The 14,772-nt window shown below is 51.1% G+C and carries 17 protein-coding genes; 10 read left to right on the top strand and 7 right to left on the bottom strand.

Annotated features, from left to right (window positions below; translation table 11 throughout):
* Positions 1-105: 105 nt before the first annotated feature.
* Together dnaG and rpsU are read right to left on the bottom strand one after the other, a co-directional pair.
* A complete protein-coding gene (gene dnaG, locus HOY33_RS10550; RefSeq protein WP_172290180.1) occupies positions 106-1,860 on the bottom strand; it encodes a DNA primase in 1,755 nt (584 codons plus the stop codon).
* 126 nt (positions 1,861-1,986) lie between these two features.
* Positions 1,987-2,202, bottom strand: coding sequence for a 30S ribosomal protein S21 (gene rpsU, locus HOY33_RS10545; RefSeq protein ID WP_001144069.1), 216 nt, complete (start codon positions 2,200-2,202; stop codon positions 1,987-1,989).
* A 228-nt stretch (positions 2,203-2,430) separates the two neighbouring features.
* On the opposite strand from rpsU, the gene tsaD reads away from it, so the two are divergent.
* Positions 2,431-3,444, top strand: coding sequence for a tRNA (adenosine(37)-N6)-threonylcarbamoyltransferase complex transferase subunit TsaD (gene tsaD, locus HOY33_RS10540; protein ID WP_172290179.1), 1,014 nt, complete (start codon positions 2,431-2,433; stop codon positions 3,442-3,444).
* An 89-nt stretch (positions 3,445-3,533) separates the two neighbouring features.
* Here tsaD and argR read toward each other — a convergent pair whose 3' ends face one another.
* Positions 3,534-4,004, bottom strand: a complete 471-nt coding sequence (argR, locus tag HOY33_RS10535; RefSeq protein WP_172290178.1) for a transcriptional regulator ArgR — start codon at positions 4,002-4,004, stop codon at positions 3,534-3,536.
* 470 nt (positions 4,005-4,474) lie between these two features.
* Between argR and mdh the strand changes: the two genes are divergently transcribed.
* Complete coding sequence (mdh, locus tag HOY33_RS10530; protein ID WP_172290177.1) at positions 4,475-5,413, top strand: malate dehydrogenase; 939 nt, start codon at positions 4,475-4,477, stop codon at positions 5,411-5,413.
* Positions 5,414-5,476: 63 nt separating this feature from the next.
* Here the strand turns inward: mdh and HOY33_RS10525 are convergent, their stop codons facing one another.
* Positions 5,477-5,740, bottom strand: a complete 264-nt coding sequence (locus tag HOY33_RS10525; protein WP_172290176.1) for a helix-turn-helix transcriptional regulator — start codon at positions 5,738-5,740, stop codon at positions 5,477-5,479.
* Positions 5,741-5,926: 186 nt separating this feature from the next.
* On the opposite strand from HOY33_RS10525, the gene HOY33_RS10520 reads away from it, so the two are divergent.
* Both HOY33_RS10520 and HOY33_RS10515 read left to right on the top strand, forming a co-directional pair.
* The gene (locus HOY33_RS10520) at positions 5,927-6,307 is read left to right on the top strand and encodes a DNA-binding protein (protein WP_172290175.1); all 381 of its coding nucleotides are present in this window, start codon (positions 5,927-5,929) and stop codon (positions 6,305-6,307) included.
* A gap of 228 nt (positions 6,308-6,535) precedes the next feature.
* Positions 6,536-6,907 carry a DNA-binding protein gene (locus HOY33_RS10515; RefSeq protein WP_172290174.1) on the top strand — a complete coding sequence of 124 codons (372 nt, stop codon included), beginning with the start codon at positions 6,536-6,538 and terminating at the stop codon, positions 6,905-6,907.
* A 26-nt stretch (positions 6,908-6,933) separates the two neighbouring features.
* Here the strand turns inward: HOY33_RS10515 and ispB are convergent, their stop codons facing one another.
* Positions 6,934-7,905: an octaprenyl diphosphate synthase gene (gene ispB / locus HOY33_RS10510; protein WP_172290173.1), complete on the bottom strand. Its 972-nt coding sequence runs from the start codon at positions 7,903-7,905 to the stop codon at positions 6,934-6,936.
* Positions 7,906-8,165: 260 nt separating this feature from the next.
* Here ispB and rplU point away from each other — a divergent pair, with 260 nt between their 5' ends.
* The 4 genes from rplU to cgtA all read left to right on the top strand — a co-directional run bounded on the left by rplU (position 8,166) and on the right by cgtA (position 11,258).
* Positions 8,166-8,477, top strand: a complete 312-nt coding sequence (rplU, locus tag HOY33_RS10505; RefSeq protein ID WP_009114476.1) for a 50S ribosomal protein L21 — start codon at positions 8,166-8,168, stop codon at positions 8,475-8,477.
* 19 nt (positions 8,478-8,496) lie between these two features.
* Complete coding sequence (gene rpmA, locus HOY33_RS10500; RefSeq protein WP_109491399.1) at positions 8,497-8,754, top strand: 50S ribosomal protein L27; 258 nt, start codon at positions 8,497-8,499, stop codon at positions 8,752-8,754.
* Between the two features lie 89 nt (positions 8,755-8,843).
* The gene (locus HOY33_RS10495; protein ID WP_172290172.1) at positions 8,844-9,803 is read left to right on the top strand and encodes a DMT family transporter; all 960 of its coding nucleotides are present in this window, start codon (positions 8,844-8,846) and stop codon (positions 9,801-9,803) included.
* Positions 9,804-10,085: 282 nt separating this feature from the next.
* The gene (gene cgtA, locus HOY33_RS10490) at positions 10,086-11,258 is read left to right on the top strand and encodes an Obg family GTPase CgtA (protein WP_172290171.1); all 1,173 of its coding nucleotides are present in this window, start codon (positions 10,086-10,088) and stop codon (positions 11,256-11,258) included.
* 93 nt (positions 11,259-11,351) lie between these two features.
* On the opposite strand, the gene dacB is transcribed toward cgtA, so the two are convergent.
* Positions 11,352-12,785, bottom strand: a complete 1,434-nt coding sequence (dacB, locus tag HOY33_RS10485; RefSeq protein WP_172290170.1) for a serine-type D-Ala-D-Ala carboxypeptidase — start codon at positions 12,783-12,785, stop codon at positions 11,352-11,354.
* 267 nt (positions 12,786-13,052) lie between these two features.
* Here dacB and greA point away from each other — a divergent pair, with 267 nt between their 5' ends.
* Positions 13,053-13,529 (top strand): transcription elongation factor GreA, encoded by a 477-nt coding sequence (gene greA, locus HOY33_RS10480; protein ID WP_172290169.1) that lies wholly within the window; start codon positions 13,053-13,055, stop codon positions 13,527-13,529.
* Between the two features lie 128 nt (positions 13,530-13,657).
* Here greA and yhbY read toward each other — a convergent pair whose 3' ends face one another.
* Positions 13,658-13,951: a ribosome assembly RNA-binding protein YhbY gene (gene yhbY, locus HOY33_RS10475; protein ID WP_172290168.1), complete on the bottom strand. Its 294-nt coding sequence runs from the start codon at positions 13,949-13,951 to the stop codon at positions 13,658-13,660.
* A gap of 144 nt (positions 13,952-14,095) precedes the next feature.
* On the opposite strand from yhbY, the gene rlmE reads away from it, so the two are divergent.
* Positions 14,096-14,725 carry a 23S rRNA (uridine(2552)-2'-O)-methyltransferase RlmE gene (gene rlmE / locus HOY33_RS10470; RefSeq protein ID WP_172290167.1) on the top strand — a complete coding sequence of 210 codons (630 nt, stop codon included), beginning with the start codon at positions 14,096-14,098 and terminating at the stop codon, positions 14,723-14,725.
* Positions 14,726-14,772 lie beyond the last annotated feature (47 nt).

Raw genomic sequence — 14,772 nt, 5'->3', positions numbered from 1 at the left:
TATGCCAACAATAGCATTAGGGCATTTTTTCTTATCGCCGCGGACCCCGTAGCGGCTCTTTGCAGGGCTCGACCCTGCTATTTATCGGCAATTAAGCCGCAATAATCAGTTTTTTCTGGTTAAGGCCAGTTGCAACGACCAAAGCTCTTTTCTTTCTTTGGCGTTAAGCCCGTGCGTTCTCTCACGGGCGATTAATGTTTCCTGACGTTGTTTCAACAGTTGATCGTAGAGTTCCGCCAGGCTTATTCTGAACTTATCGTCCAGCTCATCTTCTTCGATCATATGGTTCCAGGAAGCCATGGTTTCAAGTTGCTTCCGGTATTTGCTGTCTCTATATTTCTCAAGCAGCAGACCCATATTCATTCCGGGGCTGGCGTTGCAGGTTTTAACCAGATCCTGAAACAGGGACAGGCCAGCCACTTTGCTCTCTTCTATGTCTTCCAGCGCCAGTTCGGGAACTTCCGCTGAAAGTCTTGGGTTCTGAACTAATAGCCCTATAAGTATACGCATAGTTGTGACTTTTAGCTGCGGAGGCTGATAGGGCTGAGCATGTTCAGCCACTTTGGGCAACAGCCTGTCTAACTGGCTGTCATCCAGGATACCCAGCTTATTGCCCAACTGCTGGCGTAAATATAAGCGTAACGTTTCACCTGGCACCTGACCAATCAAGGGCAGCGCCAACGTGCTGAGCTTCGTGCGTCCATCAGGAGAACTCATGTCCACCTGCTGTTGCAGCGTTTCAAACATAAACTGCGACAGTGGCAAAGCCTGCTCCATTCGCTGTTCGAAAAGGGCTTTGCCTTCTTTGCGCACCAGCGTGTCGGGATCTTCGCCATCCGGCAGAAACATAAAGCGTAACTGACGGCCGTCATTTAAATAGGGTAGCGCGGTTTCCAGCGCCCGCCATGCCGCTTCCCGCCCGGCCCGGTCGCCGTCGTAACAGCAGACGACCTGATCGGTGGCGCGAAAGAGTAACTGAATATGATCGGCTGTGGTGGAGGTTCCCAGCGACGCAACCGCATAATCAATACCAAACTGCGCCAGGGCGACGACATCCATATACCCTTCAACCACCAGCAACCGCTTCAGTTCCGGATGGTTTTGCTGCGCTTCATACAGGCCATAGAGCTGGCGGCCTTTATGGAAAATTTCCGTTTCCGGCGAGTTCAGATACTTCGGCACGCCATCGCCTAATACCCGTCCGCCAAATGCGATGACCCGCCCCCGCTTATCCCGGATAGGGAACATCACGCGTTCACGGAAACGATCGTAAGTACGGCCCTGATCGTTAGTCACCAACATGCCGGCATCGTTCAATGTGCTGCGATCGTCATTATTGCGTCCGAAACGCTTTAAGGCGTTATCCCAGCCGGCCGGCGCGAAACCAATCGCAAAATGACTAATTACTTCGGCGCTCAATCCTCGCTGTTGCAAGTACTGCAACGCGGGAGCGCCGACAGGCTGGCTTAGCGTTTGCTGATAGAACGAACTCAGTTGCCCCATCAGTTCATACAGGCTTTGCCGCTGATGACGCTCAAACTGGGTTGGCCCGGTGCCGGTTTCATACGGCACTTCAAGACCATAGATGGTGGCTAATTCTTCAATGCTTTCAACGAATTCGAGACGATCGTAATTCATTAAAAAGTCAATGGCGTTACCGTGTGCGCCACAGCCAAAACAATGGTAGAACTGCTTGTCGCCGTTTACGGTGAACGAGGGAGTTTTTTCGTGGTGAAACGGACAGCACGCATGGTGATTCTTGCCCTGCTTTTTCAGTTTGACGCGCGCGTCAATAAGATCGACGATGTCGGTGCGAGCCAGCAGGTCATTAATAAATACGCGTGGAATTCGTCCAGCCATAAGCCCCTGTTAACGATAGCTTATAAACGACAACAAGCCGCGCATTCCTTGCGGAAATGCACGGCCTTCGTATGCAACTACTAAGTCTGCGGATTAATCACGCGGTGGAGGAAGCCCTCCTGAAAATTAATACAGACGAGTGCGGCGTGCGTTTTCTCGAGCCAACTTCTTCGCGTGGCGTTTTACCGCGGATGCTTTAGCGCGTTTACGTTCAGTTGTCGGTTTTTCATAAAACTCACGACGACGAACTTCGGCCAGAACACCTGCTTTTTCGCAGGAACGCTTGAAGCGACGCAAAGCTACGTCGAACGGCTCGTTTTCACGTACTTTAATTACCGGCATGTGCCTCTCACCTTAATAAATTCGGTTTGCCGCTGGCCTTGTGCCAGCCTTTTCAAAATGGTGCGGAATTCTACTGCAAACAGGGCGTCCTTGTAAAGGGCTGGGCGATCATAAAACGCTCAGCGCACCGTCAGCGCAGAAACCGGGGGGCTTATGGTAGACTATCTGCCGTATGAAGCAAGCTGCATCGTCGGGATGCTTGCACCGTAATATAAAGTAGGAACAGCAATGCGCGTATTGGGTATCGAAACATCCTGTGATGAAACCGGCGTGGCCATCTATGACACTCAGGCCGGTTTACTCGCTAATCAGTTGTACAGCCAGGTAAAACTCCATGCGGATTATGGCGGCGTCGTTCCCGAACTGGCTTCACGCGATCACGTCCGTAAAACGGTGCCGTTGATCCAGGCGGCGCTGCGCGAAGCGGATTTGAAAGCCGGTGATATTGACGGCGTGGCCTATACTGCCGGCCCCGGACTGGTGGGGGCGCTGTTGGTCGGGGCGACGATAGGCCGCTCGCTGGCGTTTGCCTGGAATGTTCCGGCGGTCGCGGTGCATCATATGGAAGGGCACCTGCTGGCGCCGATGCTGGAAGACAATCCGCCTGAATTTCCTTTTGTGGCGTTGCTGGTTTCCGGCGGTCATACGCAGCTAATCAGCGTCACCGGCATCGGCGAGTATCGGCTGCTTGGCGAGTCAATCGATGATGCCGCGGGCGAGGCGTTTGATAAAACGGCAAAATTGCTGGGGCTGGATTACCCGGGCGGGCCGATGCTGTCAAAAATGGCTCAGGCCGGCGACGCCGCGCGTTTTACGTTCCCGCGTCCGATGACCGATCGCCCCGGGCTGGATTTCAGTTTCTCCGGTTTAAAAACCTTCGCGGCCAATACGATCCGCAATAACGATGATGATGCACAAACCCGGGCGGACATTGCCCGAGCTTTCGAGGATGCGGTGGTGGATACGCTGGCGATAAAATGCCGTCGTGCGCTGGATGAAACCGGCTTCAAAAGGCTGGTGATAGCCGGGGGCGTGAGCGCCAACCGTACGCTGCGTCAGCGTCTGGGCGAGATGATGACAAAACGGGGCGGGGCGGTATTTTATGCCCGGCCGGAGTTTTGCACGGATAATGGCGCCATGATCGCTTACGCGGGAACGGTTCGCCTGCAACAGGGAGAACGGCGGGAACTCGGCATCACGGTGCGACCGCGCTGGCCGCTGGCTGAATTGCCGGCCATTTAAGCCGAATCATCCATAGCCCGCGTCGCTGGCGACATCGCGGCTTTCATCAACATCATCAAGGCGCGGGCGATGTTGTTACGGCTGTTCGGCTACAGTTCCTGCTCGAACAGCACCAAAATAGCCTCGTAAAGCTGTTTGACGCTGAACCCTCTGGCTGGGGTGGTGAAGATGGTGTCATCGCCCGCGATGGTGCCGAGAATCCCTTCTGATTTACCCAACGAGTCGAGCAAACGCGCGATCAACTGCGCTGCGCCCGGGCTGGTATGGATAACCACTACGGCATCATTAAAGTCGACGTCCAGCACCAGATTCTTGAGTGGGCTGGTGGTGGTGGGAACGCCAAGCTCGGCGGGCAGACAGTAAACCATTTCCATTTTGGCGTTACGTGTCCGTACCGCACCAAATTTAGTCAGCATGCGTGAGACTTTGGACTGATTGATGTTTTCAAATCCGTCATCTTGCAAAGCTTGAACGATCTCACTTTGAGAGCTGAACTTTTCTTCTTTCAGCAGCGCTTTGAACGCCTTAACTAAGTCTTCCTGTTTTGTCGTGTTACGCATTCTGCACCGGATTCATAGGGTTATTTGTGTCGTTATTATGCAGATAAGTGAATTTTTATGCAATCATAATGCGTATAATAGCGCCGTTCATCCGTTATGATCCGGATGAATAAAAAAATAAAAATTCCGCCAAGCCGGCGAGTCTGAAAACTGTGTTGCAGGTCACATAAAAGTGAACCAAATGTTATCAGAATGATGTTGTTTGCAGACCGACGATCGGTGTAATGTAGTCCCCTAGTTGACTGGCCATAAATGTGCGCCGCATTTTTAACTCAAAAGCCCATTAACTTTACTTACCTTTCAAATTATTAGCCGTTTTTGATTTATTATTAGAGACATAGGATATTTTCAGTCTTTAAGCGCTATCCGTTGACGGTAAGTAAATGCGCTTCATTTTTTCTTCTAGTGTTAATTCTATAATTATATGAATTCACAAAATTTTTGTACTTTACGATAATAAGGAGTTTAGGATGAAAGTTGCAGTTCTTGGTGCAGCAGGCGGTATTGGTCAGGCCCTTGCGCTCCTCCTCAAAACCCAGCTTCCTTCAGGTTCGGAATTATCGCTTTATGACATTGCTCCGGTAACCCCGGGCGTTGCGGTTGATCTGAGCCATATTCCTACCGCAGTCAAAATCAAAGGCTATAGCGGCGAAGACGCGACCCCGGCGCTGGTTGGCGCCGACATCGTGTTGATATCTGCTGGCGTGGCCCGTAAGCCGGGTATGGACCGTTCAGATTTATTCAATGTAAATGCCGGGATTGTGCGCAATCTGGTTGAGCAAATCGCCAGTACCTGCCCCAAAGCCTGCATTGGCATCATCACCAACCCGGTGAATACGACAGTGGCTATCGCCGCCGAAGTGTTGAAAAAAGCGGGCGTTTACGACAGAAACAAACTGTTCGGCGTCACCACGCTGGATATCATCCGTTCTAATACGTTTGTGGCTGAACTGAAAGGCAAACAACCGCAGGACATCAATGTTCCTGTTATCGGCGGCCATTCCGGCGTGACGATTCTGCCTTTGCTGTCGCAAATCCCCGGCGTAAGCTTCAGCGAGCAGGAAGCCGCCGACCTGACAAAGCGCATCCAGAATGCCGGTACCGAAGTTGTGGAAGCGAAAGCCGGCGGCGGATCGGCGACCTTGTCGATGGGGCAGGCAGCTGCCCGATTCGGCCTGTCTCTGGTTCGTGCCTTGCAGGGTGAAAGCAACGTTGTTGAATGCGCCTATGTAGAAAGCGACGGCAAATATGCCCGTTTCTTTGCTCAGCCTGTGCTGTTGGGTAAAGAGGGTATTGTTGAACGTAAAGACATTGGTACGTTAAGCGCGTTTGAGCAAGCGTCGCTCACGAATATGTTGGATACGCTAAATCAGGATATCGAACTGGGCGAGTCTTTCATAAAAGGCTAATGAACGCTGCGATTTCGTCATCATGAGTCTACAAGCCGGAGAGTGTCTCTCCGGCTTTTGTCTTTACTGGGGGCGAATCAGTTTCTTTCTGTCAATAAGCTCGTTGGTTTCCGGATCATAATAACGACTTGGCCAGATTTCTGATGGGTGGATCCCCAACGCATCAGCTATCAACCACTCTCCTTTAGGCCAGGGGCGCGTCAACGCATTAGCCAGTGTTGATGAACTTAATCCGGCAGCACGTGATACCGCAGCCAGCGTTGTGCCTTTTTTGCGCAAGGCGGCAATGATATCAGCGGGATGCCAGTCATGTTTCCTTAAAGTCATAATCCTTCCCTTATTGCTATAAGACGACTGTGTATTAGTGGTATAAATAACGAATGTGAGTTATATGCCAGGCTAACGTGATACTATTATTTGGAAATAATATAGCATTAATTTTCTAAAAGATTCTCAATTAATTTCCAAATAAATTGGTTTTTGTTAGGCATGGCACTATCAGGATGAAAGGCTATGAAAAAAGAGTGGTTTGCTACCAGCGAGCTGGTTGGTGTCGGCGGCCTCCCGAAATCAAGACAGGGATTGAATAAACGCGCTCGTGAAGATGGATGGGAAAAGCGCCGTCGTAAAGGCGTTCAGGGGAGAGGTGTGGAGTATTCGATTCATAGTCTTCCCGATACGGTAAAAAAATCCTTATTACTCGAAAGCGATTCCCCGGCATATTCCGTAAAACAGCCCGCCACGCTGGCCGTTTGGTTGCAGATATATTATCAACTCTCTGAAAAAGAAAGAGACGAGCTGATTGGCTATATTTTGAGAGTCGGCGTCTCCGCCACGCTGAGCCAGCTGGGCGTGTCTACTGAGAACGCCGATCCAGATAGGATCGCCGAGTAAATGCCGGCCTTCTATTGCCATCTGTTCAGATGGCGATACGCCTTATTCCTCTGTTTTTACTCTTTCCTGATGATTCATATGGAATGCCTGCGATGGCGCGCCGTTTACAGCTTTAGTGATACCAATAACGCGTGAACGTTAGATGTTTAGGTAATTATAGTCTATTATATGGAAACTTTTGGGGCGCGCGACCGGCGTTGCCTCAGGAATAAACAAGGAGTAGTGAGTATGGACAAAGAGTGGTTTGCGACTAATGAACTGATTGGCGTGGGCGGGCTGCCTAAAACTCCGCAGGGATTAAACAAACGGGCCCGCGAGGACGGTTGGGAGAGAAGGCGGCGCAAAGGTGTTCAAGGGCGCGGCGTTGAGTATTCCATCCGCAGTTTGCCTGATGAGGTGAAAGATTCGCTGTTGCTGAAAGAAAGCGAGGTGCTGGAGTATCAGGCAAAAAAAGAACCCGCATTGCTGGCGTCATGGATTCATATTTTTCATCAGCTTTCGGAAAGCGAACAATCCCGGTTGATTAATTTTATTTTGCGTGAAGGCACCTTAGCTATGCTGTCTCGTCTGGATGATGTCGCCGATGACCAGACAGCATAATTGCTAATCACCACAAGGCGACGTTGTCAGAAATCACGTTGCACTGCCAGGTGAGCTAGCCCCTCAAGCGCAATGCGGAAGGGGGTTTCCGATAACGATTGCAGCGCTGCAATCGCTTTATCCGCCTCTTCCTCTGCGCGCAGACGGGTATAGTCGAGTGAACCGCACTGCTGCATGGCCGCAAGTACGGGATCAAGCAGGTGGCGTCCGTTGCCGTTTTCAATCGCCTGGCGAATCATGGCGCTTTGTTCCGCATTGCCGTTATGCATCGCATGCAGCAAAGGCAAGGTCGGTTTGCCTTCATTAAGGTCATCGCCGGTATTTTTACCCAGCGTTTTGCCGTCAGCGTTATAATCCAGTAAATCATCAATTAGCTGAAACGCCGTGCCCAGATAGCGGCCGTAATCCTGCAATGCTTTTTCCTGTTCCGGCGTCGCACCGGCTAGAATCGCCGATGATTGGGCGGCAGCCTCGAACAATCGTGCGGTTTTACTGTAAATGACCCGCATATAGCTTTCTTCGGTGATATTGGGATCGTTGCAGTTCATCAACTGTAGTACTTCGCCTTCGGCTATCACGTTGACGGCTTCGGACATCAGCGCCAGTACGCGCAGCGACTCCAGGCTGGTCATCATTTGAAACGCGCGGGTATAGATAAAGTCGCCGACCAGTACGCTGGCCGCATTGCCAAAAGCTGCATTTGCCGTCGCTTTGCCGCGGCGCATGTCGGACTCATCCACAACGTCATCGTGCAGTAAGGTGGCGGTGTGGATGAACTCGATCAATGCCGCCACGGTAATATGCTTATGACCGTCATAGGCGAGCGCGCGGGCGGCGAGCACGGCAATCATCGGTCTGATACGTTTGCCGCCGCCGCTGATGATATAGTGGCCGAGTTGATTAATGAGTACGACATCCGAGTTCAGTTGCTCAAGAATGACTTCATTAACGGCGGTCATGTCCTGAGTGGTTAACGCTGTGATTTGCTCTAGATTCATTGTTTGTGCCAGCTAATATCTTCAACATCGCCGTAAGATTGCTGTTTCATATCGGCATATGAGGGAACTTGTTGAGTAGATTGTACTGGAAAAATGAGAGAGATAAACGGCAGTTAATACGTTGTATTCTTTTTCTTCACAACGTTTGATTCTGCACTTGTCATCCTCAGTATTTTTGCGTAGAATTCGCGCCCTATTGTGAATATTTATAGTGCGCTCTGGATAATCATACGTTGAGTGCGCGGAAAGCGGAGTTTTTTATGTACGCAGTTTTCCAAAGTGGTGGTAAACAACACCGAGTAAGCGAAGGTCAAACCGTTCGCTTGGAAAAGCTGGACATCGCAACTGGTGAAGCTATTGAGTTTGATCAGGTTCTGATGGTTGCCAATGGTGAAGAAATCAAAATCGGCGTTCCTTTCGTCGATGGCGGTAAGATCAAAGCTGAAGTTGTTGCTCACGGTCGCGGCGAGAAAGTTAAGATTGTTAAGTTTCGTCGTCGTAAACACTACCGTAAGCAAGCGGGCCATCGTCAGTGGTTCACTGACGTGAAAATCACCGGCATCAGCGCTTAAGATTTAGGAGAGCGGATTAATGGCACACAAGAAAGCTGGCGGTTCAACTCGTAACGGCCGTGACTCAGAAAGCAAACGCCTGGGCGTAAAACGTTTCGGCGGAGAAGCTGTATTAGCTGGCAGCATCATCGTTCGTCAGCGCGGAACCAAATTCCACGCCGGTAGCAATGTAGGCTGCGGAAAAGACCATACGCTGTTCGCTTTGGCTGACGGTAAAGTGCAGTTTGAAGTGAAAGGCCCTAAAAACCGTAAATATATCAGTATCGTTGCTGAATAATTTTTCGCGTCAGGTCTTATAGATTTAAGCCCCGCAATTCGTTGCGGGGCTTTTTACATTCTGCTTCCTGGTCATCACCTGAGACGAACATGAATACGAAACAACAGACGGGCATCGGTCTCTGTCTGGCGCTGATTACGGCGATTTGCTGGGGCGCGCTGCCGATCGCCATGAAGCAGGTTCTGGTTGTCATGGAGCCGTACACCATTGTTTGGTATCGATTCCTCATCGCTTCGTTCGGTCTGGGGATCGTGCTGTTTTCACGAAAACAATTACCGCCGTTGCGGATTTTCCGGCGGCGCCGGTGGTGGGTTGTGTTATTGATAGCGACCTGCGGGTTATTGGGAAATTTCGTTTTTTTCAGTTCGTCATTGCAATATCTCAGCCCGACGGCGTCTCAGGTTATCGGTCAGCTTTCGCCGGTCGGTATGATGTTTGCCAGCGTGCTTATCTTAAAAGAAAAGATGCGCATTACGCAGGTTATCGGCGCCGTGATGCTGGTTTGCGGACTGGTATTGTTTTTTAACGCCAGCCTGATTGAAATCTTCACGCGTCTTACCGATTACACACTGGGCGTATTGCTGGGCGTTTGCGCCGCCGCGGTGTGGGTGACATACGGCGTGGCGCAAAAAGTGCTGTTGCGCCGTCTGACGTCACAGCAGATTCTGTTGCTGCTTTATGTGCTTTGCGTTCTGTTTATTACGCCATTGGCGCGCCCTGCGGTTATTCTGCAACTTGATGGTTGGCAGCTTGTTTGTCTATTGTTTTGCGGCGCCAATACGCTGATAGGTTATGGGGCGCTGGCAGAGGCGATGGCGCGTTGGCAGGCGGCGCAGGTAAGCGCGGTTATTACGCTCACCCCGTTATTTACCCTGCTTTTTTCCGATTTGCTGGCATTGGTTTGGCCGACGTTTTTTGCGCCGCCGGTGCTGAATTTGTTAGGGTATATCGGCGCTTTGGTCGTGGTGGCCGGGGCGATGTTTTCTGCAATCGGGCACCGTTTTTTCCCTGGAAGAAGAGAGCCGGTATCCATCGTCGTGCCAAAGTAAGTCGCCCGTGTAAAATACCAAGCGGCGCTAACCTGTAAAGATCATCATGATGGCGACGTTTTGACATCCCGTCTGTACTGTTTATTTTTAATACAGATGAAAATATTGGGGTAAGCGGGTACAATCCGCCCCTTTGCCGGAACAGGTTCTGGCGCGTCAGTTTTTAATGGTGAATGACGAAGTATGTTGCACACCTTAAAATCAATAGGTTACGCCAAAAAGAACCAATAAATAGCCTAAAACAAGTAGATATTCTCTATTGGTTTTTTGCGGAGAGAATCGATGAAGTTTGTAGATGAAGCCACAATTCTGGTTGTGGCAGGTGATGGCGGTAATGGCTGCGTAAGCTTCCGCCGTGAAAAATATATTCCCAATGGCGGCCCTGACGGCGGCGACGGCGGCGACGGCGGCGACGTTTATCTGCTGGCGGATGAAAACCTGAATACGCTGATCGACTACCGTTTTGAAAAGTCATTCCGCGCCGAACGCGGACAAAACGGTCAGAGCCGTGACTGTACCGGGAAACGCGGTAAAGACATCACGATAAAGGTGCCTGTCGGCACTCGGGTGCTGGATCAGGGCACCGGCGAAGTGCTGGGCGATATGACGCGCCATCAGCAGAAACTGATGGTTGCCAAAGGCGGCTGGCATGGTTTGGGAAACTCCCGCTTCAAGTCTTCCGTCAATCGCGCGCCTCGCCAGAAAACCAACGGTACGCCGGGTGAAGAACGCGAACTGATGCTGGAGTTACTGTTGCTGGCGGATGTCGGCATGCTGGGGCTGCCTAATGCGGGTAAGTCGACGTTCATCCGCGCCGTTTCCGCCGCCAAGCCGAAAGTGGCTGACTATCCCTTTACCACATTGGTTCCAAGCCTCGGCGTCGTCCGTATGGACAGTGAACAAAGCTTTGTGGTCGCCGATATCCCCGGGTTGATTGAAGGGGCTTCTGACGGCGCGGGTTTAGGTATTCGCTTCCTGAAGCATCTGGAACGTTGCCGGGTGCTGTTGCATCTGGTTGATCTGGCGCCGATCGATGAGTCCGATCCGGTAGAAAACGCCAAAGTGATCGTGAATGAATTGCAGCAATACAGCGCCGGATTGTCTGAAAAACCACGCTGGCTGGTATTCAATAAAATCGATTTGATTGACAAAGCCGAAGCTGAGAAACGCGCCAAGGAAATCGCCGCCGCGCTGGGCTGGGAAGAGAAATATTATCTGATTTCCGCCGCCAATCGCGAAGGCGTCAATGCATTGTGCTGGGATGTGATGAACTTCCTGAAGGTACAGCCAAAAGCCATGGCGATAGAGGAAAGCGAACCGGAGAAAGTCGAGTTTATGTGGGACGACTATCACCGTGAGCAACTGGCGACGGCGGAAAGCGAAGCCGAAGAAGAGTGGGATGATGATTGGGACGACGATGACGAAGAGGGCGTCGAAACGATTTATCATCGCTGATTATCTATCCCGTCCGAAACAGATGCCCGCTTTCGCGGGCATGACGACGGTTATCGTTAGCCAAAAAACAGCGCATTCACTGCGCTGTTTTTGTTAGTTATTTTGATAAATATCTTTGTATAAACGACTTTCAAACCGCACCAGCGGGACGCGGCGTGACCGTTGTTCTTCCGGTGGAACCGCGTAACCGGAAAGGAACTGGACGAAAGCCATTCGCTGACCGCTGGCCGTGGTGATAAAGCCCGCCAGATTATAAACCCCTTGCAATGCGCCGGTTTTGGCGGAAACCTTGCCGTTTACGCCCGCCTCATGCAACCCGCCGCGATAACGTAGCGTGCCGTCATATCCGGCCAGCGGCAGCATCGAAATATAATTCAGCTCCTGATCGTGTTGGGCAATGTACTGTAATGCCTGCATCATGGTTGCGGGGGAGATCAGATTATGGCGCGACAAACCGGAGCCATCCACCACAATACTGTTGCCCAAATCAACCCCGGCTTTCTGGCGTAATACCTGACGTACCGCATCGGCGCCCGCGCGCCACGTGCCCGGCACATTGAATCGCTCACGTCCGATGGTGCGAAAAACGGTATCGGCAATCATGTTGTCGGACTTTTTAAGCATAACGGTCAGCAGGTCATGCAGCGGGGCTGACTGGGTTTGCGCCAGTACGCTGCCGGCCGGGCCCGGTTGCGTCTGACGGCGTAAGTTGCCCTGGATTCGGATATCCGCCTGCAACAGTTCGTCTTTGACGATGGCGCCGGCAAAGCTGGCGCCATCCTGAATCGCAAAGGCCAGCGGCAGAGGATCCGCGCGCTGCGTCAGGCAGCCGGTTAGCGTAAAACGGTTCAGTTCGCCGGGGATGACATCCAGTTCGCAGTATTGCGCGTCAGGAGAGCCTTTGGCCAGCGTACGAACCTCGCTGAGCATTTGCACCGGGTAATATGACGCAACGCGGATAAACGCGTTATCGCCGGCTTTAGGCGCGCTATAAAGCGAAATAGAGAAACAGTTACGGTCAACGATGGCGGCCGACGGCGGGGCGCTGAAGCATTGGGTCATATCGTTCCAGGGCCAGCCGGGCGCCTTATCGTGGCTGGCGAAAACCGAGGTGTCGATCATCACGTCCCCGGCAATCTCCTGTACGCCGCGCTTTCTTAATTCCTGTACCATGTTGCGTATTTGCTGACGTTTCAGAGTAGGATCGCCGCTGAAGCGGACGATCAGGTTGCCGCGTAATATACCGTTAGTTACCGGGCCATGGCTTTCCATCGTGGTGACGAAGCGATAGTCCGGCCCCAACTGAAGGAGGGCGGCCAGCGCGGTCAACACTTTTTGCGTACTGGCCGGTAGCGCCATCTGCTGACTGTTAAAAGCCATTGTTGGCGTAGTAGCCCCAATCTTTTGCACCACCATCGCCAGATTGGCGCCATCGGGCAGGTATTGGATGTGATCTTCAACAGTTGCTGCATGGGAATGCAGAACAAAAGCGCAGGCAAGTCCGGTAAGAATCGATGAAAAACGCATAATCTCAGCTAACAACAGGGTAACGTGTGGTCATACTACGGTGCAATAAGGCCTAAAGTAAACGATGACCCTCATGGAACTCTGGGTTAAAATGCGTATCAAAATGCAAAATCGCTTCCGGCCTGGAAAATTTGTTCCGGGGCTGGTTACTTTTGTTTAATCGCCAGGAAGCACTGGCATGTAGTAGATCCTGCGTCGTATTTGATGATTAACGCGTCAGGATGACGATTATTTGAGTCGTACGGATTTTTTAGAGGTATAGACAATATGAAACAATTTCCGATGACGTTGCGTGGTGCCGAAAAATTACGCGAAGAACTGGATTTTTTGAAGAGTGTGCGCCGGCCCGAAATTATTGCCGCGATTGCCGAAGCCCGTGAGCATGGCGATCTGAAAGAAAATGCGGAATACCATGCCGCGCGCGAGCAGCAGGGTTTTTGTGAAGGGCGTATCCGGGATATTGAAGCCAAACTCTCCAACGCCCAGGTCATTGATGTGACGAAGATGTCTGCAACGGGCCGGGTTATTTTCGGTGCGACCGTCAAGGTGATCAACCTGGATACCGAAGAAGAACAAACCTATCGCATTGTGGGTGACGACGAGGCCGATTTTAAGCTGAATCTGATTTCAGTGAACTCGCCCATCGCCCGTGGGCTTATCGGTAAAGAGCAGGATGATATCGTGGTGATCCGCACGCCTGGCGGAGATGTGGAATACGAAATAACCAGTGTTGAATATCTGTAAAGATTGTTGTTTTGATGATAAAAACAGCAATCTTTGTAAAGAAAAGAAAAAGGCCGCTTGCGGCCTTTTCTCTAACAGACAGGCATGGCACCTTTCCGTTAAAACAGAGTATCCTGAAATAAAAAGTGTTATCGTGGTAACACAATTTTACGTTCTTTCGCGGGACGATAAAGCACCAGCGTATGACCGATAACCTGAACGTTGCTGGCTCCGGTTTCGCGAACAATCGCGTCAACAATCAAAGTTTTGGTTTCACGCTCTTCCGTAGCGATTTTCACTTTGATCAGTTCGTGATGTTCCAATGCTTGTTCGATCTCAGCCAGAACACCTTCGGTGAGGCCGTTATTGCCCAGCATGACAACCGGTTTTAACGGGTGCGCCAGACCTTTCAGGTGTTGTTTTTGTTTATTACTTAGGTTCATTGTCTTTTTTGCTTAGGTTGGGATTGAAAACGGCTCATTCTACCGCCATCTCATGATTATAACCAATCCGGCTGTGCTGATTGGGTATATGTGAGAAGTTTCTACTCACCGAGAGCGCCTTTACTAAGAATAGTTGGAAAATAGATGGCTAATAAAAAGCGTTCTGCAAGTTCCAGTCGATGGCTGCAGGAACACTTTAGCGATAAATATGTGCAACAGGCGCAGAAAAAAGGGCTCCGCTCGCGAGCTTGGTTTAAACTTGATGAGATACAACAGGGCGATAAGCTGTTTAAACCCGGCATGACGGTGGTTGACCTAGGCGCGGCCCCCGGGGGCTGGTCACAGTATGTGGTGACGCAGATTGGCGGTAAGGGGCGCATTATCGCCTGTGATATTTTACCGATGGATCCTATTGTTGGAGTCGATTTCCTGCAAGGGGATTTTCGTGATGAATTAGTCCTTAAAGCGCTTCTCGAAAGAGTCGGGGACAACAAAGTTCAGGTGGTGATGTCCGACATGGCCCCTAACATGAGTGGTACACCTGCGGTTGATATTCCGAAATCGATGTATCTGGTTGAATTAGCACTTGATATGTGTCGGGATGTATTAGCGCCAGGCGGAAGTTTCCTGGTTAAAGTGTTTCAGGGAGAAGGTTTTGATGAATACCTGCGGGAAATTCGCTCCCTGTTTACGAAGGTCAAGATTCGTAAGCCAGACGCTTCGCGTGCCAGATCACGGGAAGTGTATATCGTAGCGACAGGGCGCAAACTGTAGTACCCTAACGCTGTTTTTTAACACAGTTGTAATATGAGGTTAATCCC

Source organism: Brenneria sp. hezel4-2-4 (assembly GCF_013155275.1).
In the GTDB taxonomy this organism is placed as follows: Bacteria; Pseudomonadota; Gammaproteobacteria; order Enterobacterales; family Enterobacteriaceae; genus Brenneria.
This window is presented reverse-complemented; position numbering and strand designations above follow the sequence as displayed.

What these genes read in the sequence shown, in the direction of transcription:
- dnaG (WP_172290180.1), bottom strand. Translation starts at nt 1,860, where the DNA reads ATGGCTGGACGAATTCCACGCGTATTTATTAATGACCTGCTGGCTCGC.
- argR (WP_172290178.1), bottom strand. Translation starts at nt 4,004, where the DNA reads ATGCGTAACACGACAAAACAGGAAGACTTAGTTAAGGCGTTCAAAGCG.
- ispB (WP_172290173.1), bottom strand. Translation starts at nt 7,905, where the DNA reads ATGAATCTAGAGCAAATCACAGCGTTAACCACTCAGGACATGACCGCC.
- HOY33_RS10495 (WP_172290172.1), top strand. Translation starts at nt 8,844, where the DNA reads ATGAATACGAAACAACAGACGGGCATCGGTCTCTGTCTGGCGCTGATT.
- greA (WP_172290169.1), top strand. Translation starts at nt 13,053, where the DNA reads ATGAAACAATTTCCGATGACGTTGCGTGGTGCCGAAAAATTACGCGAA.
- mdh (WP_172290177.1), top strand. Translation starts at nt 4,475, where the DNA reads ATGAAAGTTGCAGTTCTTGGTGCAGCAGGCGGTATTGGTCAGGCCCTT.
- rplU (WP_009114476.1), top strand. Translation starts at nt 8,166, where the DNA reads ATGTACGCAGTTTTCCAAAGTGGTGGTAAACAACACCGAGTAAGCGAA.
- rlmE (WP_172290167.1), top strand. Translation starts at nt 14,096, where the DNA reads ATGGCTAATAAAAAGCGTTCTGCAAGTTCCAGTCGATGGCTGCAGGAA.
- tsaD (WP_172290179.1), top strand. Translation starts at nt 2,431, where the DNA reads ATGCGCGTATTGGGTATCGAAACATCCTGTGATGAAACCGGCGTGGCC.
- HOY33_RS10515 (WP_172290174.1), top strand. Translation starts at nt 6,536, where the DNA reads ATGGACAAAGAGTGGTTTGCGACTAATGAACTGATTGGCGTGGGCGGG.
- rpsU (WP_001144069.1), bottom strand. Translation starts at nt 2,202, where the DNA reads ATGCCGGTAATTAAAGTACGTGAAAACGAGCCGTTCGACGTAGCTTTG.
- HOY33_RS10520 (WP_172290175.1), top strand. Translation starts at nt 5,927, where the DNA reads ATGAAAAAAGAGTGGTTTGCTACCAGCGAGCTGGTTGGTGTCGGCGGC.
- yhbY (WP_172290168.1), bottom strand. Translation starts at nt 13,951, where the DNA reads ATGAACCTAAGTAATAAACAAAAACAACACCTGAAAGGTCTGGCGCAC.
- HOY33_RS10525 (WP_172290176.1), bottom strand. Translation starts at nt 5,740, where the DNA reads ATGACTTTAAGGAAACATGACTGGCATCCCGCTGATATCATTGCCGCC.
- dacB (WP_172290170.1), bottom strand. Translation starts at nt 12,785, where the DNA reads ATGCGTTTTTCATCGATTCTTACCGGACTTGCCTGCGCTTTTGTTCTG.
- rpmA (WP_109491399.1), top strand. Translation starts at nt 8,497, where the DNA reads ATGGCACACAAGAAAGCTGGCGGTTCAACTCGTAACGGCCGTGACTCA.
- cgtA (WP_172290171.1), top strand. Translation starts at nt 10,086, where the DNA reads ATGAAGTTTGTAGATGAAGCCACAATTCTGGTTGTGGCAGGTGATGGC.